The 22840-nt window shown below is 47.3% G+C and carries 19 protein-coding genes; 6 read left to right on the forward strand and 13 right to left on the reverse strand.

What is annotated here, in order from left to right; translation table 11 throughout:
- Window positions 1-21: 21 nt before the first annotated feature.
- The 7 genes from C161_RS20590 to C161_RS20620 form a co-directional block, all read right to left on the reverse strand.
- Window positions 22-1680, reverse strand: a complete 1659-nt coding sequence (locus C161_RS20590) for an ABC transporter substrate-binding protein (RefSeq protein WP_051449839.1) — start codon at window positions 1678-1680, stop codon at window positions 22-24.
- Between the two features lie 286 nt (window positions 1681-1966).
- The gene (gene nikR, locus C161_RS20595; RefSeq protein WP_036672443.1) at window positions 1967-2500 is read right to left on the reverse strand and encodes a nickel-responsive transcriptional regulator NikR; all 534 of its coding nucleotides are present in this window, start codon (window positions 2498-2500) and stop codon (window positions 1967-1969) included.
- A 52-nt stretch (window positions 2501-2552) separates the two neighbouring features.
- Window positions 2553-3587 (reverse strand): alpha/beta hydrolase, encoded by a 1035-nt coding sequence (locus C161_RS20600; protein ID WP_235193875.1) that lies wholly within the window; start codon window positions 3585-3587, stop codon window positions 2553-2555.
- Between the two features lie 71 nt (window positions 3588-3658).
- The gene (locus tag C161_RS20605; RefSeq protein WP_036672445.1) at window positions 3659-4762 is read right to left on the reverse strand and encodes a hypothetical protein; all 1104 of its coding nucleotides are present in this window, start codon (window positions 4760-4762) and stop codon (window positions 3659-3661) included.
- A 286-nt stretch (window positions 4763-5048) separates the two neighbouring features.
- The gene (locus C161_RS20610; RefSeq protein WP_036672446.1) at window positions 5049-7103 is read right to left on the reverse strand and encodes an ABC transporter permease subunit; all 2055 of its coding nucleotides are present in this window, start codon (window positions 7101-7103) and stop codon (window positions 5049-5051) included.
- Window positions 7078-7980 (reverse strand): ABC transporter ATP-binding protein, encoded by a 903-nt coding sequence (locus C161_RS20615; protein ID WP_036606401.1) that lies wholly within the window; start codon window positions 7978-7980, stop codon window positions 7078-7080. The genes C161_RS20610 and C161_RS20615 overlap by 26 nt, the downstream gene beginning before the upstream one ends.
- Window positions 7973-8362 carry a GntR family transcriptional regulator gene (locus C161_RS20620; protein WP_036606399.1) on the reverse strand — a complete coding sequence of 130 codons (390 nt, stop codon included), beginning with the start codon at window positions 8360-8362 and terminating at the stop codon, window positions 7973-7975. The genes C161_RS20615 and C161_RS20620 overlap by 8 nt, the downstream gene beginning before the upstream one ends.
- 1215 nt (window positions 8363-9577) lie before the next feature.
- On the opposite strand from C161_RS20620, the gene C161_RS20625 reads away from it, so the two are divergent.
- Window positions 9578-10483, forward strand: coding sequence for a futalosine hydrolase (locus C161_RS20625; RefSeq protein WP_036672448.1), 906 nt, complete (start codon window positions 9578-9580; stop codon window positions 10481-10483).
- Window positions 10480-11322, forward strand: a complete 843-nt coding sequence (locus C161_RS20630; RefSeq protein ID WP_036672450.1) for a 1,4-dihydroxy-6-naphthoate synthase — start codon at window positions 10480-10482, stop codon at window positions 11320-11322. Before C161_RS20625 ends, C161_RS20630 begins: the two co-directional genes overlap by 4 nt.
- Before the next feature lie 1234 nt (window positions 11323-12556).
- On the opposite strand, the gene C161_RS20635 is transcribed toward C161_RS20630, so the two are convergent.
- The gene (locus C161_RS20635; RefSeq protein WP_036672451.1) at window positions 12557-13180 is read right to left on the reverse strand and encodes a pyroglutamyl-peptidase I; all 624 of its coding nucleotides are present in this window, start codon (window positions 13178-13180) and stop codon (window positions 12557-12559) included.
- 21 nt (window positions 13181-13201) lie between these two features.
- Entirely contained in the window at window positions 13202-14203 is a 1002-nt protein-coding gene (locus C161_RS20640) for a Gfo/Idh/MocA family protein (RefSeq protein ID WP_036672452.1), read from the reverse strand.
- A gap of 489 nt (window positions 14204-14692) precedes the next feature.
- Here C161_RS20640 and C161_RS20645 point away from each other — a divergent pair, with 489 nt between their 5' ends.
- The 4 genes from C161_RS20645 (at window position 14693) to C161_RS20660 (ending at window position 19624) form a co-directional block, all read left to right on the forward strand.
- Window positions 14693-16423, forward strand: coding sequence for an AraC family transcriptional regulator (locus C161_RS20645; RefSeq protein WP_036672455.1), 1731 nt, complete (start codon window positions 14693-14695; stop codon window positions 16421-16423).
- A gap of 99 nt (window positions 16424-16522) precedes the next feature.
- Window positions 16523-17596, forward strand: coding sequence for a FecCD family ABC transporter permease (locus tag C161_RS20650; RefSeq protein WP_081745833.1), 1074 nt, complete (start codon window positions 16523-16525; stop codon window positions 17594-17596).
- A 2-nt stretch (window positions 17597-17598) separates the two neighbouring features.
- On the forward strand, window positions 17599-18615 hold the full coding sequence (locus C161_RS20655; protein ID WP_036672457.1) for a FecCD family ABC transporter permease: 1017 nt from the start codon (window positions 17599-17601) through the stop codon (window positions 18613-18615).
- Between the two features lie 61 nt (window positions 18616-18676).
- Window positions 18677-19624 carry an iron-hydroxamate ABC transporter substrate-binding protein gene (locus C161_RS20660; protein WP_036672459.1) on the forward strand — a complete coding sequence of 316 codons (948 nt, stop codon included), beginning with the start codon at window positions 18677-18679 and terminating at the stop codon, window positions 19622-19624.
- 172 nt (window positions 19625-19796) lie between these two features.
- Here the strand turns inward: C161_RS20660 and C161_RS20665 are convergent, their stop codons facing one another.
- The 4 genes from C161_RS20665 to C161_RS20680 form a co-directional block, all read right to left on the reverse strand.
- Complete coding sequence (locus C161_RS20665) at window positions 19797-20219, reverse strand: macro domain-containing protein (protein WP_036672461.1); 423 nt, start codon at window positions 20217-20219, stop codon at window positions 19797-19799.
- Between the two features lie 52 nt (window positions 20220-20271).
- Window positions 20272-21162, reverse strand: coding sequence for a TIGR02452 family protein (locus C161_RS20670; protein WP_036672685.1), 891 nt, complete (start codon window positions 21160-21162; stop codon window positions 20272-20274).
- Window positions 21163-21274: 112 nt separating this feature from the next.
- Window positions 21275-21760: an NADAR family protein gene (locus C161_RS20675; RefSeq protein ID WP_036672465.1), complete on the reverse strand. Its 486-nt coding sequence runs from the start codon at window positions 21758-21760 to the stop codon at window positions 21275-21277.
- Between the two features lie 91 nt (window positions 21761-21851).
- The gene (locus tag C161_RS20680) at window positions 21852-22790 is read right to left on the reverse strand and encodes an NUDIX domain-containing protein (RefSeq protein WP_051449841.1); all 939 of its coding nucleotides are present in this window, start codon (window positions 22788-22790) and stop codon (window positions 21852-21854) included.
- Window positions 22791-22840: the final 50 nt, after the last annotated feature.

Raw genomic sequence — 22840 nt, forward strand, 5'->3', positions numbered from 1 at the left:
CTAAAGCTACCGGTACGTTTCCTACTTTGTACTGTTATCCCAGGACCATTCCTCCAGATTGGTTGTCACCGGCCAGCCGTGACCATGAGGATGGATCTGCTGCTCACCAATGTTCAGTCCATTCGTAACCAGATACAGATGATCTATATTTACGAGCCATGCCCATGGCGCATCACCCTGATAACTGAAACCTGTTGTTCCATCCCATTCCGCTTTCTGCCAGAACGGCAATGCCTCTTCTTCACTTGTTGCCTTAAGGGCTTTGTCCATCCAAGAATCCACGACAGGATTACTGTACAGCCCCACATTGTAATACCCTTCTCCTTTATGAGTACTGCTATAGAGGTTATAGGTTTCCAAAGGATCATGACTGCCCCACCCAAACAATACAGCGTTGGAGTAAGCCATCTTTTTTGTCTCTTCACGGCTTTTGCCTTCAACATTGATTTTGATTCCCGCCTGGGCTACCATATCCGCAGCAGCCAGTGCCAGAGATTGTCTTGTTAAATCACCTGCAAAATAAAGCAGATTGAACTCGGCCTTAACGCCGTTTTTCTCGACGATACCATCACCATCCGCATCCACCCAGCCACCAGACGCCAGAATGCGCTTCGCTTCTTCGAGATTGGCATCTGTAAATACAGCTTCTGCATTGCTCCAAGGCAGATCATCACTGACGGAATACGCTGGACGACCGTACCCTTCCAGTACACCCTCAACCAAAGCCTTACGATCAATCACAACATTCACCGCTTGGCGAATCGCCAGATCAGATGTCACATCATTCCCTGCGGGAAGACCATCGCCCGACTTGGCACCAGCAGGTTGCATGGGGAACATGATGCCCCGGTTATCTACGGTTTTCACGGCCTCTAATGTCATGCCATTCACCTGTTGTTTGCTAAACGCTGCCGGGATAGCAGCGATATCCACCGTACCTGCCTGCGCAGCGGCGTAGGCTGCATCTTCATCCAGATAGAGGAAGGTGAGTTTGTGGAATGCAGATTTGTTACCATAATATTCTTCATTCGCTTCCACGATGGCCTGTTGTCCTTTGTCCCACTGAACCAGCTTGTACGGTCCCGAACCGACAGGATGTTCTGCGTAATCAGCCCCATAGGCGTGTTCAGGCACAATGCCAAGTGTCGTCAGCAGACTGATGAAAGTAGACTGTGGCGACTTCAGTGTAAATACAACCGTGCTATCATCAGGTGCCTTCACATCAGCCATATTCGTCAAATCAATGACAGACCCACTCTGAGCAGCCGTATCAAACGTAAATTTCACATCTTCAGCCGTAAGTGGCTCCCCATCAGAGAATTTTACATCGTTCCGAAGTGTAACCGTCCAGGTCAGCCCATCTTCACTAACTGAGTATGCCGTTGCCAGATCGTTAACCAGTTGTAACTTGGCATCCCTCTTCAGCAAGGTACTCTGGAAAAGTGGTGACCCATATTGCCCCCATCCGGTTGTTGGATCAAACCCACCTTCCGGCTCGGTGCCAACCGCCAGCACCAATTCGTCTTTGGTTGAGGTTGTTCCTGATTGTCCATTCTCTGCTGATGAAGCTGTTGGCGCTGTGCTCTGTGCACAACCAGATAAACCAATGGAACATACAAGCAAAATGCCTAATCCTGTTCTACCTTTTCGTTTTCCCCATCTCCATGAAAATCTGCCCATTCTGGTCGTTCCCCCTCTAAATATGTGCTGCACTCACTTGTTTCGTGTTACTTATTAGAGAAATTGTAGCACAAAAACTAAAAAGCATGTCAATAAAGTTGACTTCATAATCCATATTTTTTCATATTTTAGAATTAATAATTAAAAAGTTATATAATCGAGCATTTGTAGCGCTCTATAAAGTCAGGTATTATAACAAACAAAAAAACAGACGGTTGGCATCTAACCAATAGTCTGTTTTTTTTAGATTTGCTATATTTTCATAGAAATTACACCCATATTTGTCTTACTCCGCAGAGCGATGATGATGACTGTGACCATGCTGACCCGCACCTTGATTGTGATCCAGACTTTGATCCGGGTTGCCATCCTGACGACTCTGAGCATGAGCCAGTTTGTTGAGTTCATCTACATAAGTCACAGACAGCTCCGCATACAAAACACCTTTTTGTACCTGGATCTGTTGATGCAAATGACGCAATCGTCCCAGGTTACCCCGTACGGCAATTACCTCCAGGCATTGGTCATGGTTCAGGTGCACGTGCATATTGGAAATGATGTCATGATGCGCCTCATGCTGGAGCTCCATCAAACGAATGGGAAGATCACTGATATGGTGATCGTAGACCATAACAATGGTGCCGGCCACATCCTGATCGGATTGTAATGCAGAAGGTTGCAGTAATGTTTTGCGAACAAGATCACGGAAAGCCTCAGATCGGTTTTTGTATCCCTGTTCCTCAATATACTGGTCAAACTGCTCAATTAGAGGTGTAGGAAACGCCACCCCGAACCGGGTCAAATCTTCTTTATCTGCCATACTTCTCCTCCTGCGCCCTCATTTGCTTCGAGTGTACCACAGACTTGTCTGCTCATCGACTATACTGTTGCATGAATCGTACTGCCGAATGTATCGCCTGTTGTCCAGCGTCACTCTCCAGATCAAATTGATAATCATGTCCCAGCTTCTCTGATGAGTTTGAGAAAAACAAGGTTTCCACCTCAACATCAAGGCGCTTCAATACTTGTGCCAGCTCAATCGATTGACTGGTCAACGGGTCATCATTGCCTGAGGTAATAAATGCAGGCGGGTACGCTGCTGTGGCCTGAAGCACGGTCGACATTTCATGCAGTCGTGGATAGTCTTCGAATGTTTTGACTCCCGTATATGACCAGAGAAATGTCCGTATGAGTGGAAAGCCTGTATTGGCTACCGTGCTTAGATTGTATGGACCACAGAATAGCAGAACCCCACGCAACTCTTCCGGCTGGGCGGCTGGTGTTATGTTCATCAGCTTGGCGAGAGATGGATTGGTCACCACTGCCGCAGTCTGACTTGCAATCTGGGCACCTGCCGAATTGCCTGCGAGAAATATGTTTTCCGGGTCACCGTGATACTCACTGACATGGTTCTTCACGTAAGTCAAAGCCTGATTCGTCTGGATCACGGGAATGGGATATTTCGTATCCGGTGCGAGCGCATAATTCATACTGACCACAACGTAACCCTGTTTGGCTAATTGTACGGCATAATCTGCGATATCCTTTTTGTCACCCAAGACCCATCCACCACCATGAACCCACAACACGACAGGCAAAGGTTCCGATGTTACGGAAGGATAATAGATATCCAGCGTACTGTCATTACGCCCATCGTCTGCATAGGGTACATCCGCAACACGAGTTATCCCATCCGAGAGCATAGTGTCCTTGCTATTTGTGTCTGTATTAGTAGTTTCAATTAATGATTTTAATAAAAACACCGTTATTTTGGGTGTCCATTGTGTACCAATCCCAATAAAAGCTATGATCAAAATTAGTACAACGCTGGGAATCCAGTAACGTTTACGTTTAAAACCTTTTGCCCTCGTACGTTTCGTTTCCAACTTGGACTGCAATAGTTTCACCTCGTTCCATCATCATCGAAGCGTCTTTACATCTAAAGTTGTGTACGTTGCGGAGAGGACCAGGTTTCCTCTTATTTGGGTCTCTTAGCGATTTCCTGTCTGACTTTCACATACGTAGTGGATACTTTTTGCTCCAGTGTGTGGATATGTTGTTTTGTGCCTGCCCACTTCTCTGCTGCAGACGCCAAGGTGTTCAATGAGCTGAGTACACGTGACGTTTGGCTTTGTTTTGTACTCTGTTTGAACTGTTGTAGAGCGTTGGAATATCGTTCTTTTGCCAGACTCGCCTGTTTTTTAGCCGTTTGAATCTGTTTCTTCGCGGAGTCGGCCCCTGCTAGCATAGCTCGTAAACGTTTTATTTCAGCGCTCTTCCGTTTACGTGCTTCAGCAAGTTCCTTTTTCTTGATCCCGATGTCTTCTCTGGCAAGCTTCACAAAGGGTCTCAACGTCTCTGCCTGTGTGCGGATCGTTGCACTCCATTCCTTATTTTTGATGGCTTTGGCTGCATCCAACTGTCGATTGACTGAACTATAGAGGGCGAATAGCGGTTCATATCGGGCCTGTGTTTGCTTTACCTTTTCAGCTAGAGCTGCGACCTTCGCATCATCGATTTGTCTTATTTCTACACGTAATCGCTCCAATTCCGCGGTATTGGCGGCATGAAGTGTCTTTAGTTTTTGTTCCCAAACCTGCTCTTGAGCCTTCCAGTTCCCCACTTTCTCGTACGCTTGCTTCAACGTTAACTTGGTTTGTGCATCAGCTTTGTTCAAAACAGAATCCCATGCTTTTTGCGCGGTTACGCCAAGATCTATGCCCGCAGCCTCCACTGAAGAAGCAAAATAGATCGTGCCTGCGCTGAACAGAATTACAAGCCCTATAAGCAGGCGTGATCCAAAAATAAGATGAGTCATCGATGGCAATTGACGACGCCGGACGTTACTTTGTTCCATCATGTGACTATGGCTACCTGCTATTGGAGAAGGGAATAGAATGTCACTCGTCTCCATTAAAGCTATTTCTTCTGTAGATATATCTTCGATATGCTGTCGCCCCTTCTTCTCTTCTACTAAACCGTGATGTTCTATGAAGTTATGAGAGCTTGATCGTTCCAATAGGGAACAACATACCATGGCCTCCTGTTCATTTATCGTTTCCTTCCATGCTTCTGTTTGCATGCGTCTCTACACCCTTTCTTCTAAAATATTTAGCAGAATAGCCAACGAAATCAACGAACGACAAAAAAGCACCCGCAAGTCAGGCATTTGCCTGCTCTTACGGGTGCTTCCCTCATAAGCCGTTCCATATGAGATTCGATTGAACGAGTCACTCGAACCTTTCCTTTTTCTAATATATTCCATTCACTGTGTCTGGTCAAGTAAATCTGGTTTCACTGGTTGAATAAAACTTTCGATCAACGGGAGAACCCTTCCCGCTTATAGTTAACAACTGATACAGCCCAGCTTATTGATTGACCAAAATAGCTTTCATTTCCTCGGTCAGATCCTCTTCTTTCAGCATCATATAGATGTTCGGTCCCCTTACCGAGTTGAGCTTAATTTGGTAGACCGTATCCTGATCGGTGTAAAAACCGGTTCTTTGTCGCAGTAGCAGATCGCTGATTATTTTTTTATTTTTGGTAGCGACCTGTCTGTTACCATCGATATTTACATCCACAAAATTAGGCTCAGGATACACCATTCTGTATTTACCTTGATTATCAATCTCCTGTTTAACAAATTGGGCAGAAGCCATATCCTCAGCCGATACCGTAAGTTGATCATAGAGATTGTTCTGTTTGAGCCATTCCATCAAGCGGCCATAGCTTGCCTTGAACTGATAACTCACACTGTGGCTCGGTCGATCCAGCTTTTCTTTGGAAGATGCTTCATCAAGATAATCCTGATAGACTTCTATCGAAGCGAACGATTCCCATGAGGATAGCTGGTCCTCATATGTCTGATTGAGTATTTCAGACTTCAAAAGTTCCTTGAATTCACGAATCAGCTTAGGATCGCTAATGAATACTTTACGCTCCGAGTTGAGACTGGATCGAATACCAATACTGCGAACATCTTCATCCAGTGCATAGGTGTCATAAGTCGTTGATTTATAATCTTCCCACTGTTTCACCTCTGCTAATTCCTGCCTGAATTCTTCTTCGGGAATCTGATACCTACGTGTCATCGTTTTCCCATTATTGAGTTGGTAGTCGATCAATACATATTCATCGTTGCTTCTGTTCTGACCGCTGTTCTGATTACGTACTCTTTCGAGCAAAGGCAGATCAGAGTGCACAATTTTCTGATGCAGTGCAAGCACAGCATCCACATAACCCGGGGTATCTGAATAAAATGGGCTATCATCCAGTTTTACACTTTTATCATTCACATAGATGTAATGGTCTCCTCCCAGTCGTACCATTTGTACATTTTCCTTTGAGGGCACATTATTAGCGTAACCGTTCCAATCGGCTACAGGGATATACAAAATTAATCCTGCCACGATACCATATACTGCAAACCGGGGGAGTAACCTGCTGCTCCAGATGAGCCATGTTTTACGTATAATCATCTCAGCACCAATATAACCAACCACACCACCTAGCAGATAACCAAAGATACCCCATACACCTGATCCTTCAGGAGCAATTCTGGTAAAGTAGGCACCTCCTAATAATACCAATGTGAACATGAATCCAAAACGGAAGATGGGTTTGACGATCCTGAACGTAATTGCTTGTGTCGCCGACTCTACATGTCTTCTCGCATACAGCACATAACACAACACGAAGAGTATACAAGTTATAGCCGCATAAATTCCCAATTCCCCCCATTCTGGAGGATAATAACCCATAGAGCTCATTCGGAAGAGCAGGGATGTTTTTTCCATGTTAAAGTTACTCGAATTATTGTACGTAAAGCCAAGCAAATAACGTTGTAAATGAAGCTCATAAACTCCCCAAAAGATCACCGGAATTAATATTAGACCAAAAACTGTAAGTCCTTGCAGAATAGATTGGCCTATACACATTCCCACGGCAACCGTCAGGGTAAACATAAACAATGAGAAGATGCTCATCGTCACGCCCCACATCCAGATATCATGACCACTGAAAATATAGGATGGTTGATCGAGCACCGCCCATACCCACCCGGTAATCCCGGTGGTTATCCAGATCGGAAGCAGAATCATGACATATCCAGTCAACAGATTCATCGTTAACAGATGTTTACGCTGTAAGGGCAGACTGTGGTATAAGTCCGCAGGTGCACCAGTTTGAATATAGCGGAAGAGTAGCAGAGCTATGGCGACAGGAAAGGTCAGCGCAAATACCAGATGAATTTCATTGGCCTGAAACAGACTGGTGATTTCCAGAGGTACTTCTATATATTGTGTTCCAATATATAGCGGAAGTGAGAACAACAATGTGATGAGATATAAAATGCCTATCCATCCATGTTGTCTGAAATTTTGGATCAGGATGCCCCGGTTACAGAACAATCGGTTGAATATCATACCCTGCGTCCTCCATTTCGTAAATAAAGATTTCTTCTAGCGTCAAAGGCAGTACATCCAGCAGATACGGATCATGTATACGGAATTGATCCGTTACCTGTTGTCGGTTGCCTTTGACAATGTACAGGGATACACTTCCCCGTTTCTCTTCATGCAAAATATCAATCTGCTCATCCATGGCTTTCGCATGGTCCGGGTGGCGGAAAGCAACCTGGATTTTATGCGTATCGGCCTTCAGATCATCAAGATCCTTCTCTACAATAATTCTGCCTTTGTGCATAATCGCCACATGGTCACACAGATCTTCAATCTCACGTAAATTGTGGGACGAGATAACAATAGTTACTTGGCGCTCAGCTGCTTCCTGAAACAACAAGTTTTTGATCTGCTGACGCATGACCGGGTCAAGGCCATCAATCGGCTCATCCATCAGTAGCACTTCAGGCATACAGCTAAGTCCCAGCCATACGGCTGCCTGACGGCGCATGCCTTTGGACATGCGATGCAGCTTGCGTTTTACATCCAGTTTGAACACGGTAGCCAGTTGCTTGAACCGTTCCTCATTCCAGCGCGGATATACCGAACGATAAAATGCAGCCATCTGAGTTATTGAAGATTGCGGGAAAAAGTAGGGTGAATCTGCCATAAAAATTGTGCGGCCTTTGAGATCCATATTTTCATAAATCTCATTATCTTCGATACGAACAGTCCCGCTGTCCTGACGGTAAATACCAGCCATCATTTTGAGCAGAGATGTCTTGCCTGCCCCGTTGGAACCGAGCAAACCATAGATCGACCCCTTATGTATGTGCATCGTTACGCCATCCACTGCCTTTTCCTGTTCAAATGCTTTGACGACTTGATTCAGCTCAATCATGAGGCTCCTCCTTCTCTATACGGGCCATCGCTTCCTCAAACAAAAGCGTCATATCCGCTTTGGTCAAACCGGAATACGAAGCTTCTGCAATCAACTTCACCAGAGACTCTCTGATCTCATCTCTCATGGCTTCATTCGGATGTTCCACTGACGATGATACGAAGCTCCCTTTTCCCTGCAAAGAATAAATGTAACCTTCACGTTCAAGCTCACGATACGCTTTCTGAATCGTATTTGGATTCACGGTCAGCTGCGTGGATAACGCACGAACGGAAGGAAGCTGCTCGTCGGGCTTTAGAATACCGTATACGATCATTTCTTTGACTTTGTCCACTAGTTGCTCGTAGATCGCCTTACGGCTGCGTACATCTAATTCGAACATCCCGCACCTCCTTTCTGTAAATGTGTGAAATAACCCATGGGTTTTAAATGACTGTATCTGAGGTGTATGTGTAGTTATCTGGCTGTAAAAAGGCATTACCTAAGCTGTACAGCTGTACGTATTCAACTCTTAGGTGTATTAACTGTACTACTATTATTAATACAGTTAAAGCGAATTGTCAACCGTTGACTTTGACTTCTTGTTTTATTGAGAGTACGTTAATAAAGATAGGTTATATGGTTTAAATGACATATATAATTTGGGAAGCAGGTCCATTCCGGCTTAGGACGGGGCACGATCAGGGTGGCGTTCACATGAAGTGAGGCAAAACGGCTATCTGAAGCGATGTGGCTAGATGTGGCTACTCGAAGTGATACGGCTACCCGCAACCTTTGCTTGATTGCTTTTGACAGAATTACATGCAAAGGTTGTTCAGGTCTTTCCCCTTCCGTTATGATGGAGATGAAATATTGTTCAATAATCACTATATCTTTGTTACTTTTTGTGCGCGTTTAACCTGATTGATTGTTAGGTCTGTTATGCGTTAATTGTGTTGTGTTGTGTTGTCTCGCGTTATAGATCTATTGTCTGCACAAACGGTAGGCCGTACAGTAGCAGCTAAATTAGAGTTAGCGAGACTTTGTATTTGCTTTAAATTCGGGTTTGCACAAATAAGCTACTATGCAGTGGTCGAGTGTAGACTGGGCCCGTTATTCATTTGGCTTGTTGGTCTAAAATCCTAAGGCTTTATATGATTCGCGTTGGATGGGTCGGGCAGACTCCAGCCTTTTTAATCGTTTATCTGTTCGTTTGGAGTGCCAACTCGTGCTGTCCGCACTGAGCATACATATTGCATATTTGTCTTTTAAAGGGTGGACATGGACATGAGAAATCACCCTGGAATTGATATTCTACATATAGATCATTTTTAATTTTATATCTGAAAACATCTATATGTAGTGTCTCATTTTCCTGGATCGATATAGTATCTTTTTAGAAAAAGTGTCCACTCTTTGAAAGACAAAATGAAGATAAATGTCCTTTTGTAGTGGACAAATATATCCCCGAATTCCATTTATATAAGTTGAACTATACATTTACACGGAAATATAGAAGTCAGTAATAACCCTAAGAAGTGTAACTAGAAGCTTGCTGTAAGAAAGATACTATGGAAGCATATGTTACACTGCTAATACCTCACAAGGAGAATCCGATATGAATGAACATAGACAGGATGAAGATCAGAATATTAAAGCGAACGCATCATTCGAGACTAGTGACCAACAGGGAGAATTAAGCGGGGCAACAACGACTTCAGATACTAGTCCGGTACAAGCAAATTTATCACAACGTGTGTTAATTGTAACCGCGGTTGATGCGGAAAAAGATGCGGTCCTCCGTGGTTTGGGAGACATGGCCGCGGAACGATTTGACGTCATCGCTGCGGGCGTTGGCCCAGCCTCGGCCGCAGCAGGAACAGCCGCTACATTGGCATATGCCGTAGCGGCTGCGAGCACTAGGGCGTTGGCGCAGGGTTCCAATGCGCCAAGCCCATCCGATGTGGCACAGGCATCTGCCACATCTTCAAGGCCGGGGCCCCTTGCCGGGACCGGTAGTTCACCAGCCTACATGCTGGTGATCAGTGCCGGCATCGGCGGCGGGTTCCCCGGCCGGGCAGACGTCGGCTCCCTCGTAGTAGCCGACGCCATGGTTGCTGCCGATCTGGGCTCGCAGACGCCAGACGGCTTCCTTAGTGTGGACGAGCTTGGATTCGGCTCGTCCATTGTGGCGGCGGACGCGGAGCTTGCCGCTCGCCTGCGCCATGAGCTGCAGCGGTCTGGGCTCGCTGTCAGCGGAGGCACTGCGGTCACCGTGTCCACGGCGACCGGAACAGCGGAGACGGCCGCGGAGCTATTGCGCCGCGTGCCGGATGCCGCCGCCGAAGGCATGGAAGGCTTCGGCGTGGCAACAGCTGCCCAGCAGTTCGGCGTGCCAGCACTCGAACTGCGGGCCATATCCAACGCGGTCGGTCCACGCGACCGCAACGCTTGGCGCATCAAGGATGCCCTCGATGCGCTTCAGGCTGCAAGTTCCATTTTACGGGAGGTTATTACATCATGAAAATTGCATTTTCCCCTTGTCCAAACGATACATTTATCTTTCACGCGTGGGTGCATGGGTTAATCCCGGGCGCACCTGAGCTGGATGTCCGTTATGCGGATATTGATATTACCAATGGTCTGGCGGCAAATCCCGATGGACCCGATACACCTGAAGTGATGAAAATATCTTATGCAGCACTGCCATACGTCCTGTCTGACTATGCTCTGCTTCCAGCTGGTGGTGCACTCGGCAGAGGATGCGGCCCGCTGGTTCTGACCGCAAATGGCACGACCGATCCAGCATATCTGTCTGGACGACGGGTTGCTGTGCCAAGTGAACGCTCGACAGCATATCTATTATTCCGTCTGTGGGCAGCGCAAAATGTTCCTGGCGGTGTAGGCGAGATTGTTGTCATGCCATTCGACCAGATCATGCCTGCTGTTCGTGACGGCAAGATCGATGCCGGACTTGTCATCCATGAAGCACGCTTCACGTACCAGAATTATGATCTCAAACTAATGACAGATCTCGGGAACTGGTGGGAAAGCGACACAGGCCTTCCGATCCCGCTTGGAGCGATCATCGCACGTCGCAACATGGATGCTCATGCCCTCGCCGGATGGGCACGCGCCTCCGTTGAATATGCATGGGCGCACCCGGATGAGTCGAGAGCATACGTTATGGAACATGCCCAAGAAATGGACCCTGACGTAGCTGCACAACATATCGGCCTGTACGTTAACGAGTTCAGCGCCAACCTGGGTGATGATGGTTACGGTGCAATCACTGCACTGCTTGGTCGTGCCATGAAAGAAGGACTCGTTCCTGAGTTCGATCTTGATCTGTTGCGAATCTAACTTTGATTTAATTTGATTTAGTTTCTCTTCGCTCTATATCTAAAGAACACAGCACATCTTATTTAGCCGAATAACGTGGTATGAGAATTCTAAAGAATCTCAGACACCGTATTCGGCTAAATCTCGTTCAAATTGCCGATAACTCTCACACTCAAGCACAATAACGATCTTACGATTCGTTAGAAATTGGTATGTGCAGATTTTCCTAGAATAGCGTGTGCTCGGTTCGTTAGAGTTCGTTCCAAGACGCTCTGAGGAGCAAGCTTCGTAGAAGCCTATTCGGGGATTCGAAATTTAAGTGGTTTGTAAAAGTAGACTTAGGGTGCTACAAATTCGCAGTTTTTTTCTCTTACGAACCCAGTGCACCTTATTTAGCCAAATATCATGCTACGAAAATTCTAACGAATCCCAGACACTCTATTCAGCTAGAATTCGGTCATATCACCGACAAACTCGATTAATTCCACACAATAACGATCCTACGATTCGTTAGAAATTGGTATGTGCAGATTTTCCTAGAATAGCGTGTGCTCGGTTCGTTTGAGTCCGTTCCAAGGTGTTCTGAGGAGTAAGCTTCGTAGAAGACTATTCGGGGTTTTCGTGGATACAAACCACTTAGCTAGCTAAGATGATGGCTTTATCCTTGCGTCTTGTTTCTTAAGAGCTTGGTTACTTCGGGTTAATAGAGGTTGTATTCAGAAGCTTAGAAGGCTCACGAATCGGAGTCTGCCCTTTAACTCCCCCTGTACCTATTTCGCTGAATCTCTACTTTCCAGCAACAGTTATATAAGCCTTACCGGGTTTCGGGTTTCGGGTTTCGGGTTTCGGGTTTCGGGTTTGCGGTTTTAGAGTCTATTTTTTACCTAGGCAAAAAACTTTCATCAAGATACTTGCTGCAAACTAGTGACCTCACTAACCATGTTGGACTACACTACACATGACACATGACACACGAAATAGAAAGAGCTGTCCCCTAACGTCAGACTTATGACGATGGGACAGCTCTTTTTTTCACTTTATATTCAACTTCATATTTATACTCATATCTAACACTCTGCTCAACCCAAGATCGAAGCAGACAAAAACCATGCAACTACACGCTCTCCACGTCATCTTGAACCCTACTGTACCTCCATCACCCCAACTCACTACTCTCCATCTCACAACGGTGGTCTACGAATTCAACCGTCGCCTACGATCTGCTGCAACCGCAGCCGAACAATCGGAACCATCCCTACGAATTAGCCACAACCGTACGAATCATAATCCGCAGTGCATCCAGCATCATGGGAATAGGCAGCGACGGGACGGAAGGCTGCAACACAGCCATCTCTGTGGAGGCGGGAAAGTGTACAAATCCGGCACGAATCGGAAGCTGCCCTATACGAATGTAATCCAGAACCCGGTACATCGTGTTGTTGCAGATATATGTACCTGCTGTATTGGACACGGTAGCTGGAATACCCGCTGCGGACATGTCATTCACCATGGCACGTATGGGCAACGTGGAGAACAAACCGTCCGGGCTGCCATCTACAATTGGCTCGTCCACAGGACGTTGTCCCTGGTTATCCGCGTAGGAGCCTGGCGGAATATCTTTGACATTCACGGCGATCCGCTCCGGTGTGATGGATGTTCTGCCCTTGGCCAGCCCACAGGCAATAACGACATCTGGCCGATAGGCTTCCATCTCTGCGATCAGCAGGTCTGCACATTCATCGAAGTGCACGGGCAACAGTACTGTTTTTAGCTCAGCACCCTCGATCACTTCGTTTGCAAGAGCATCCATTAATGCCCCCGTCGGATTCACCGCATCCCCGCCAAAAGGTTCAAACCCGGATATCAGAATCTTCACCATCACACGTCAGCTCCTGTCTGTTTACTCCGATTTGTAACGTAATCCCCACTGGCCCCGAATCGTGTCCATCAGCTTCATGATTTCCAAGGATTCGTCCAGTTTAATGGTGTTGCTCTCCGTCCGACCTTCGAGGATACAACGTCCCGCTTCTTCTGCCTCAAAAGCATAACCAATACATGTTCGATCATCCGTGAACTTCTCCGGCTCGTCCTGACCATTCACATGCAGATAGGCTTCTTTACCCGCCAAGAATAAAGGAAGACGAATCTTGCCTTCCGTACCGTATATGACCGCTTCATTGCTAAGGTTCAGACGAATGGCAGCACTCAGTGATGCAGAACGTCCCTCGGAATAGGACAACAACACGGAAAATTGCTCGTCCACACCCGTCTCACCGATATTGGCTGTACTCCATACATGCTGGGGCTGTTCACCAAAGATCATCGATGCAAAGGAGATCGGGTACACCCCTGCATCCAACAATGCGCCTCCACCCAGATCCGGATTAAGCAACCTACCTTCCGGCTCCCAGCCGACACGGAATCCAAAGTCTGCCTGGAGCAAACGTACTTCACCAATTCGTCCTTCTGCAATCCATGCTCTGGCTTGAGCGATCGGTGGCAAAAAGCGTGTCCACATCCCTTCCATCAGGAAAAGGTTACGCTCCCGTGCCGTCTCCACCAGTTGCTCCAACTGACGCGCGTTCATCGTAAACGGCTTTTCACATAGCACCGCCTTGCCTGCCTCCAGACAAGCCATTACATTCTCCTTATGCACAGGGTGAGGTGTTGCCACATAGATAATATCTACCTCAGGATCTTGCAGCATTTCATCATAAGAACCGTAAGCGCGTGCAAAACCATATTCAGCTGCAAACTTCTCCGCACTTCCCGCTGTCCGTGAACCTACCGCTGCTTTCACAGCGTTTCCCGCATGCTCCAAATCCCTTGCAAACTGGGATGCAATCCATCCCGTGCCCATAATGCCCCAGCGTACTTTGTCCCGTCCCACTACTTCTGTCATATTAAAGCCTCCCTACTGCAATTTGAGTTGAAAAGGTTCATGATTCAGATCAGGCCAACATGTTATCCCCTGTATTTTACCAAAAAGAAACGCTTACGTCAGAAAACGATTTCGATTATGTGCTTTCAATAGACTTCAAGCTCATCAGGGCCTCGAACATATCTGTGTACATTTCAATTCTCCAGTAGATTTGCTAAGATTATCAGCAGACTAGGGCCAAGAAGTCTTGTCCGTAAACATACTTGTAACTAGCGACAATCTGGTTAAACTATCGATCACATCTGATAACGGGATCATATACCCTGTGCTATTCATAAAACATCTGACTATACTGCAAACGCGCTTTTGACAAGACAGTCAGTAATCATAACATCATGCAAAACGCATCAATAGACGTTTAAAATAGACCTTCATGTCCGAGAAAATATGGTACGTTCCAGATTCAATCATTACCTAAACTGTTCCAAAGAGAGGAGGACGCATAACACCATGACTACCATCCCAGGTACCGCCCACAGCGGCAAGAATCCACACCTGTTGCATCAGCAGACAAGTCCCAATGCAGAAAAGGAATCCTCAACTCGAGCAGACCTGGATGCATTCTTGAATGATACCCTGATCGAACTTCGTCAGGCAGAACATATTATAACCCGTGAGAAATGGCGCTGGTCCACAACTGAGTTAGCTCATCATACCTTCATATACATGCACAAATTCACAGGCCAACTGATCATGAATGGAATCCAATCTCACGTGGTTCGCAAATCAGCTTGTCTGTCCCTACCAGGAACTGCAATTGAACTGTTTAGTGATGAAGACCATGATATTGAACTGTATATCATTCACTTTGATATGTATCGGGCTACGGAGAAAACAAAAGCCAGACGAATCTACGAACGTGAGCTCAGTTCACCTGTTACAGGCTGGATTCAGGGCCCATTTTACGGTATACAGCGCATTGCCGCACAGCTTACACAATTAAGCAATGAAGGTTTGGAAAGGGGCTTGAAAGCACAGCTCTTCCTGACGGAACTGTTACATATGCTCTGGCCTCAAGAAGACCAGACTGACGTGGGGGCTGGGCAGGATGAACCCGAACAGTGGCTCAGGTCCACCCTGCAATACATGCGCGAAAACTATATGCACGAGATCAAGCTGGAGAAGCTGGCTGAACTGGCTGACATGCACCCGTCCTATTACTCGCAGCTATTCAAGAGCCGCATGCAGAAAAATCCGATTGAGTACATCACTCATCTGCGTATGAACCGAGCCAAGGAATTGCTACTTACTTCAGATCTGCGTATCCGTGATGTAGCTCGTGAAGTGGGTTACCGTGACGAATTTTATTTCAGCCGACGTTTCCGAAACCATGCCGGTTATGCGCCAACTTCCTATTCGAAGCAGGTCCACCGAAATATCGTGTCGCTCTCCTATCCATACACGGACCACCTGATGACACTTGGTATCACGCCATGCGCAGCTCAGATCCAAGGCCATCTTCCTCATATGCCCAAATCGCTGACGTTGCCCTTCCACGCCTATGAACCTTGGGAACAGGGACGTCAGGCTTTTCTTGATGTGAATCCTGAATTGATTCTGACCAAGGACAATGCAGTTGCCAAAGCGATGGAGCATATTGGCGATGTCGCGCCCATCATCACGATTCCCTGGAACCAGACAGACGTCTTCGGTCATATGCATCAGATTGCATCCATTGTGGATCGTACCCAAGCAGCCACAGATTGGCTGGATCGACATGAACGCAAGGCAGAGCGTGCACGCAAAAAAATCAAGGAATTCGTCGGGGACATCACCGTTGCCGTTGGCACGTTAACACCTAAAGGTCCACGGATGTACAGCCATCGGAACTTTGGACATGTCTTTTATCGAACCTTGCAATTGGCCGCTCCTCAGCGCATTCAGACCGAACTGGCTGGCAAATCTCCCGGCGTTGGATTCAACTGGCTGCCCTTCACACCAGGAGAATGGGACGGACTTGAGGCAGATGTGCTGGTACTGGCGATTAATTCTATGCATGAAAAGGCAACACTGTTGAAAGAGATGGCTTCGAATCCACTGTGGAACAGCCATCCTGCGGTAAAAAACGGACGTGTACATCTCATCGACTGGAACTCATGGGTCGTATATGCTCCATATTCCATCAACATCCAGCTCGATGAAGCGCTCTCTATGTTGACGAACAAACCTTCACTTTTGTAATCTAAAAAATGTCCATCTCCAGAATCTTAATTTATGCCATGTACGGGCCTGAATTAAGATTCTATAATGATCACTAATTGATAATGATAATCAATAACAATGAAATACGTTGTTGGTACCAAAGGAGTGACCCGTATTCAACATCCGGGACTGCCACATCGTCCGTCTAATTCAAGAAAATCTGCAGTGACCGTTGGGCTGACGTTTTTGTCTGCCATAGCCATACTGCTGCTAAGTATGTTTGTCGCAATCTCTTTAGGTGCCAAAGGGCTAACGCTGGAAACCGTATGGGCTGCCATATTTCAGTACAACCCAGCTTTGACACCACATCAGATTATTCATGAACTGCGGCTGCCTCGTGTCCTTGCCGCGGTTATTATCGGCGCTGCCTTTGCCGTTGCAGGAGCTTTAATGCAAGGTATTACGCGTAATCCGCTGGCAGACACGGGCATTCTGGGCATCAATGCTGGAGCCACTTTTGTCGTAGCATTGAGCTTTGCCTTTTGGCCCGGACTGCCATACGGCTGGATTATGTTTTTATCATTCGTGGGAGCTGTTCTGGGCACACTGCTTATCTTCCTGCTTGGAATGGCAGCACCTGGTGGTCTGAATTCCATCAGACTGACCGTTGCCGGAGCGGTTATTGCAGCCATGTTAACCTCGCTCAGCACAGGTGTTGCCATTTATTTTGACCTGAGTCAGGATCTGGCCTTCTGGTATGCGGGAGGTTTTGGCGGAATAGAATGGCGGCATCTGAAGTTAATTCTTCCCGTGCTGCTCGTGACGCTGGTACTGATCATGCCACTCGCCCGGCGTGTATCCCTTATGTCACTCGGTGAAGAAGTAGCGATTAATCTCGGGATTAACTTGCGCTGGACGAGGTTTCTCGCCCTCGCAGCGGTTGTTGTGCTGGCTGGTGTGTCCGTGTCGGCAGTAGGCTCGATTGGATTTGTCGGACTTGTCATCCCTCATATCTCCCGCAAACTGGTGGGTGTGGATTATCGACTCATCATTCCGATGTCTTCTCTACTTGGAGCGATATTACTGGTGCTCGCCGATCTGGGCTCACGCATCGTGAACCCGCCCGAGGAGCTCGCGGTAGGCATTATGGTCGCTTTTGTCGGTGTACCGTTCTTCCTCTATCTGGCCCGTAAAGAAAGGAGGGCCTTGTAGCGATGAATTTTAATACACCTTCACGAGGTAAACGTTCGATAGTCGTCAGTATCACCCTGCTCTGCATCGCCATTGCCGTTATTGTGATCAGCCTGAACACAGGAACCATTCGTCTCTCCCCAATGGCTGTGTTACAGACTTTGCTTGGTAATGGCAGTTCGGATGATCAGATTGTACTGTTTGATTACCGACTGCCTCGCATCCTGGTAACTGTACTGGCCGGAGCGGGACTTGGTATTGCCGGAGCAGCCTTGCAAGGGATCACCCGCAATCCATTGGCGGACCCGGGCATTCTGGGATTACATGCAGGGGCTGCATTTGGACTAATGGTGTTTGTTAGTCTCTCCTTTACGATGGATGGTTCTGTGGCCTTGCTGATCCCGTTGTTTGCTTTTGCAGGCAGTGTTGCCGCCGCCCTGATCATCATGCTGTTATCTTATGATCGGCACAACGGCGTATCACCCATTAAGCTGATTCTGGTGGGAATCGCGGTAGCGGCCGGGTTCCATGCGTTGACACTCTACCTTTCCCTGCGTCTGGATGAAGACACCTATTCCTTTGCCGCTCGCTGGTTGGCAGGAAGCGTCTGGGGCCGGGATTGGATTCATGTGCAAGCTTTGCTTCCTTGGGTGGTGTTATGTATCTCGTACATCTGGAGTCGATCCAAAACGCTCGATGCCTTCAATCTTGGAGATGCTGCCGCAACCAGTATCGGAACACCTGTCCGATCCCAGCGTATTATTTTACTGCTTTGTGCCGTGGCTTTGTCTGCCGTCAGTGTATCGATGGCTGGTGGGATCGGCTTTATCGGTCTGGCGGCGCCACATCTGGCGCGTAGACTTGTCGGTCCGATGCATCGGCATCTGATCCCTGCTGCCGGGCTCATCGGTATGGTTATTCTGGTGACCGCTGATACGATCGGGCGAACGATCTTTCAGCCTAACGCCATTCCCGCAGGCGTAGTGGTTGCTGCGATTGGTGCACCTTACTTTTTGTACCTGTTAGTACGAAGCAAGTGATCTTTTTTTCAAAAAAACAATAAAGACATCCAAGAGATGTTCAAGGAGAATGTGACTATTCATGTTAAAGAAAAATCTTATGCTTGTCATGAGTATCTGTCTGGTGCTAGTGCTTGCAGCCTGTGGAACGACCAATAATTCATCATCTGCTTCTGGTGGTTCGTCTACGGATACTTCAACCAAGAATCAAGACAACAGTGCAAATTCGGGAGAGCAACGTATTGCCTCCATGTCGATCCACTTGACCAATGATCTGCTGTCTCTTGGCATTACTCCGGTTGGTTCCGTTATCGGTGGCGAAGCCAAAGGTTTCCTGTCCCATGTTGCTGATCAACTTCAAAATACAACGCCACTTGGTCCGGTTAAAGACCCGGATATGGAAGCTTTGCTTGCCCTGAAACCCGATGTGATCTATCTGGACGAAGAATTCTCCGGTGGTGATATTGCCAAATTCGAAAAAATTGCTCCGGTGCATGTCTTCAATCTGGATGACGGTACATGGCGCGACCATCTGAAAGACATTGGCAAACTCGTAAATCGCGAGAAGGAAGCCGAGCAATACATTCAGGACTACGCAACCGAAACGGAAGAAGTGAAATCTCTGATTCATGACACGATTGGTGATGGGACTGTGATGGCAATCCGTGTTACTGCCAAAGAATTACGTGTATTCAGTACACGCCGTCCCATGGGTCCCATTTTGTATGAGGATCTCGGTCTGACTCCTGCCAAAGGGATCACAGATATCGATTCGACTAAACCGTATCAAGTCGTCTCCCGTGAAATATTGCCGGACTATGATGCAGACGCGATCTTTGTGGTTGTGAATTCGGATGATGAAGCCCAGACCATGTTTAAGGAGCTGCAAAACAATCCGATCTGGCAAGGCCTGAAAGCAGTCAAAGCCGGCCATGTCTACCCTATTGGTGCACAACCTTGGCTGGATTACTCATCGATCGGTAATAAAATGGCGATGGATGAAGCCAAAGAAATGTTCTCCAAAAAATAAAGTGTCCGATACATCTGATACCCATCAACTATAAAAACAACAAAAAACCTCACTTTGAAATCGGAACAGCGTTTGTATGAATCATACTTACACTCTATTCCCCTCAAAGCTGAGGTTTTTTTGCTTTGGGTCTGCCAGCAAGCTGCAGTCCATCCTCTTCCACCAAGTGCGCTCACAGTGTACAGACAATGATCTCAACATCCGTATCGGCAAAAGCTTCCTGGATAATCGGACTGACCTTATCCCATTTCAGCCTGTCCAACCCGCATCCTATTCGGGGCATAGCCAGTTTCGTAATGCCATTCATAATACATACGTCCCGCATGGATTCTACCGCATTAGTCAACGATTGATACGTCGGCTTATTGGAGAACTTTGCCTTGGTGACCAGATTCATCGTCCGTCCTACCGGATAACATCGTCCAATCTCAAGCGGCTCTTGTTTGGCCTGCTCTTGAAGATTTTCCAAACCAAATCGCTCCCGAAACTGTACCGCAATGCCCTTGCCCATCCTTGCATCGGCTGATATGCAGTGCGCAAGCGTGTACTCATCCCCCAGTTCAAATAAATCCTGTTCTCTCTCATGAAACTGCATCGCATTCCTCTCCGTTATCGTGCAAATGATTAGTTCAAACTATGTAGATCCCTTATTTTTTTATTAGGCCTCTGCCAAAAAAACGTTGAAATACCTTTAATGTTCGCTGACCTGAGGATCGATCATATACAGCAAATACAATTCGTTCAAAGGAGTCCTTAAATCCCTCTCCCACTAACACATCATGAAAATACTTCGCCACCACTGCCGGTTCATTACGAAATACTCCACAACCATATGCACCGAGAACAATCGTCCGATGACCATTCGTAGCAGCCACGTCCAGAATATAACGGATGCGTTCCTTCATCACGGACTCAATCTGTAGATCATCCGCTTCTCCACGCTCTTTCACCACACCCGCATTCACCGCTGGCGCAGTAATGAATGATGATACATAATATTGGTCCAGCAGTCGGTCTTCATCATCACGGATCACCGGAACATCCGGAGAATAGATCATATAATTCGAATAGAGACCTGATCGCTGTTTGCGATTGTACTCGTACATTTCATCCATTTGGGCGATGCACGGGTATAGTCCTGTCGCTCGGGCCAGACTCTCTTCCTGTGCCTGACTTCCACCAAGGAAACCGCCGCCAGGATTTTTCGCCGATGCAAAGTTCAGACAGACCACATCTTCTCTTCCTTCAGCTACCGTCAAACGTGAAGCCGCTCCAAGTGTAGTCTCTCCAGTAACCTCAATGCGCACTGACACAGATGCAGCTTCAGCTTCAGTTGATGAGGCTACCGAATGAGTTTCTGCGTGAGCTTCTGTACGGAACTTCCCCCTGAGTGTGGAAAGCTCCGAAGGACGATATAATACCGAATTTCGAATGGCTTGCTGCACATCGATACCTATCTCAACCTTGCAATCATACCCATTTACGTATTGCCCTTCATCCAAAATAGCCAGCGTCTGCTGTGCGATACTGGCCCGCATGGTACGTGGATTGGAGCCGGTAATACCCGTTGATCTATCAAGTGTACTGTTGTTGTTGTAACGTCCACTGCTGTTCTTGTTATTACTGCTATTGTTCTTATACTGTTGCTTATCACTCATCTGAATCACTTCCTATATCTTCTCTTAGACGGGTGAGAATCTCACCCAGCCAGTTGGTTCCCCGCCATGTTCTTCTATTCCGAATACGCGGATCTTCCTCCGCCAGTCCCACACCCCAGATGCGATCATCCGGACTTGCTTCCACGAGAGTCGTTCCACGGGTGGCACGCAGCGCGGTTAGCATTTCTTTGTTTTGTGTAAATTTGCCCCAATTGCCTTCGTAGACAATGCGCTGGCATTCCGTTTCCCATAAAGTCTGGTCGAAACCTGCGACCTGTCTGCCCAGCTTTTTTTGTACTGAAGCAGAGCTTGCCTTCAGAATCTTGTCTGCGATGGTCTGATCGCCAAACAGCAGCGCTTTCTGGTGCATCATGTATTGCTCCGCACTCGTGTAGTGAACCCCGTTCATGGTAAAATCCGCCGGGTGCCACTGCGAGAACGGAGATGCAGTCCGCCAGAAAAACGTAAACTTTTCCATCCATATCCCCTCTTTACTTGTTCCTCATGGTTGCAGTGATCCCGCCCATGGCTTGAATCACTTCGTCCGTGTTCATTGATGCTTCCCCTTTTCAGGGTGTCTGCCTCTCTGGGTTCAATCTGTATAAACGTGATGGTCGATGACCGGCACTGCTCGCATACTCTCCCGTCTCAATAACCCAATCGGCGATTTTACGCCGGAAAGCGGCAGCCAGCAGTTTTTTGCCACTGATGATCTCATGTACTTTCTGAAGTGCAGTCAGCGTAAACGTCTCCGGCATCAGATTAAATGCAATATCCGTGTACTCGATCTTGGATCGCAGACGTTCAAGTGCATAATGAATGATTTTGGCATGATCAAATGCAACCCCCTGAACCTCCCCCAACGTCAAACGATGGCTTCGTACTTTTCCTTCTATGGTTTCTTTCGTTTCAACAATTGCCGATAACTCTTCTGTTCCATTGGTCAAAATCAACTGCAATCTGCGTTCTGTCACACGTCCACGCTCATGGATATGGCGCTTCTCTTCCAGAAGCCGCTGCTCCACCCGAAACCAATTGGCCTCACTGGCATCATCGCCAGCCTGAAGCTCCAGCTCGCTGCTATCGACTAGCGCCATATAGGAACAACTGATGACCCGTGTACGCGGATCTCGCTCCACATCTCCCCAGGTGTACAGTTGCTCCAGATAAATATCATCCAGCCCTGTCTCCGTCAACAATTCCCGCCGAGCAGCATCTTCCAATGATTCCTGCATGGAGACAAATCCGCCCGGTAACGCCCACTGTCCCAGATAGGGATGGCCACCCCGCCGGATTAGTAGTAACTGGAGTTCGGGTTCCGCAAGCTTGCGATAATTCTCCTGAGCTTCACTGCGAATCGTAAAGACCAACATGTCCACGGTGACGGAAGGACGTTCGTAATCACCAGCATTATACGTTTCCAGAAACTGTTGTTCACTGATATGTACCTGATTCTGATGCTCCCGGTAATCGGGAGTTTTTCCTCCAGAGGAACCTTCGTAAGTCATAATATACAAACTCCATTCTGTTATTAACATTATGTTATTAACAATTAGAT

It is taken from the genome of Paenibacillus sp. FSL R5-192 (genome assembly GCF_000517845.1).
In the GTDB taxonomy this organism is placed as follows: Bacteria; Bacillota; Bacilli; order Paenibacillales; family Paenibacillaceae; genus Paenibacillus; species Paenibacillus amylolyticus.

Bases quoted from the DNA above. Each gene is read 5' to 3' on its own strand.
- C161_RS20590 (WP_051449839.1), bottom strand. From the start codon at position 1,680: ATGGGCAGATTTTCATGGAGATGGGGAAAACGAAAAGGTAGAACAGGA.
- nikR (WP_036672443.1), bottom strand. From the start codon at position 2,500: ATGGCAGATAAAGAAGATTTGACCCGGTTCGGGGTGGCGTTTCCTACA.
- C161_RS20605 (WP_036672445.1), bottom strand. From the start codon at position 4,762: ATGCAAACAGAAGCATGGAAGGAAACGATAAATGAACAGGAGGCCATG.
- C161_RS20610 (WP_036672446.1), bottom strand. From the start codon at position 7,103: ATGATATTCAACCGATTGTTCTGTAACCGGGGCATCCTGATCCAAAAT.
- C161_RS20615 (WP_036606401.1), bottom strand. From the start codon at position 7,980: ATGATTGAGCTGAATCAAGTCGTCAAAGCATTTGAACAGGAAAAGGCA.
- C161_RS20620 (WP_036606399.1), bottom strand. From the start codon at position 8,362: ATGTTCGAATTAGATGTACGCAGCCGTAAGGCGATCTACGAGCAACTA.
- C161_RS20625 (WP_036672448.1), top strand. From the start codon at position 9,578: ATGAATGAACATAGACAGGATGAAGATCAGAATATTAAAGCGAACGCA.
- C161_RS20630 (WP_036672450.1), top strand. From the start codon at position 10,480: ATGAAAATTGCATTTTCCCCTTGTCCAAACGATACATTTATCTTTCAC.
- C161_RS20635 (WP_036672451.1), bottom strand. From the start codon at position 13,180: ATGGTGAAGATTCTGATATCCGGGTTTGAACCTTTTGGCGGGGATGCG.
- C161_RS20640 (WP_036672452.1), bottom strand. From the start codon at position 14,203: ATGACAGAAGTAGTGGGACGGGACAAAGTACGCTGGGGCATTATGGGC.
- C161_RS20645 (WP_036672455.1), top strand. From the start codon at position 14,693: ATGACTACCATCCCAGGTACCGCCCACAGCGGCAAGAATCCACACCTG.
- C161_RS20650 (WP_081745833.1), top strand. From the start codon at position 16,523: ATGAAATACGTTGTTGGTACCAAAGGAGTGACCCGTATTCAACATCCG.
- C161_RS20655 (WP_036672457.1), top strand. From the start codon at position 17,599: ATGAATTTTAATACACCTTCACGAGGTAAACGTTCGATAGTCGTCAGT.
- C161_RS20660 (WP_036672459.1), top strand. From the start codon at position 18,677: ATGTTAAAGAAAAATCTTATGCTTGTCATGAGTATCTGTCTGGTGCTA.
- C161_RS20665 (WP_036672461.1), bottom strand. From the start codon at position 20,219: ATGCAGTTTCATGAGAGAGAACAGGATTTATTTGAACTGGGGGATGAG.
- C161_RS20670 (WP_036672685.1), bottom strand. From the start codon at position 21,162: ATGCGGGCCAGTATCGCACAGCAGACGCTGGCTATTTTGGATGAAGGG.
- C161_RS20675 (WP_036672465.1), bottom strand. From the start codon at position 21,760: ATGGAAAAGTTTACGTTTTTCTGGCGGACTGCATCTCCGTTCTCGCAG.
- C161_RS20680 (WP_051449841.1), bottom strand. From the start codon at position 22,790: ATGACTTACGAAGGTTCCTCTGGAGGAAAAACTCCCGATTACCGGGAG.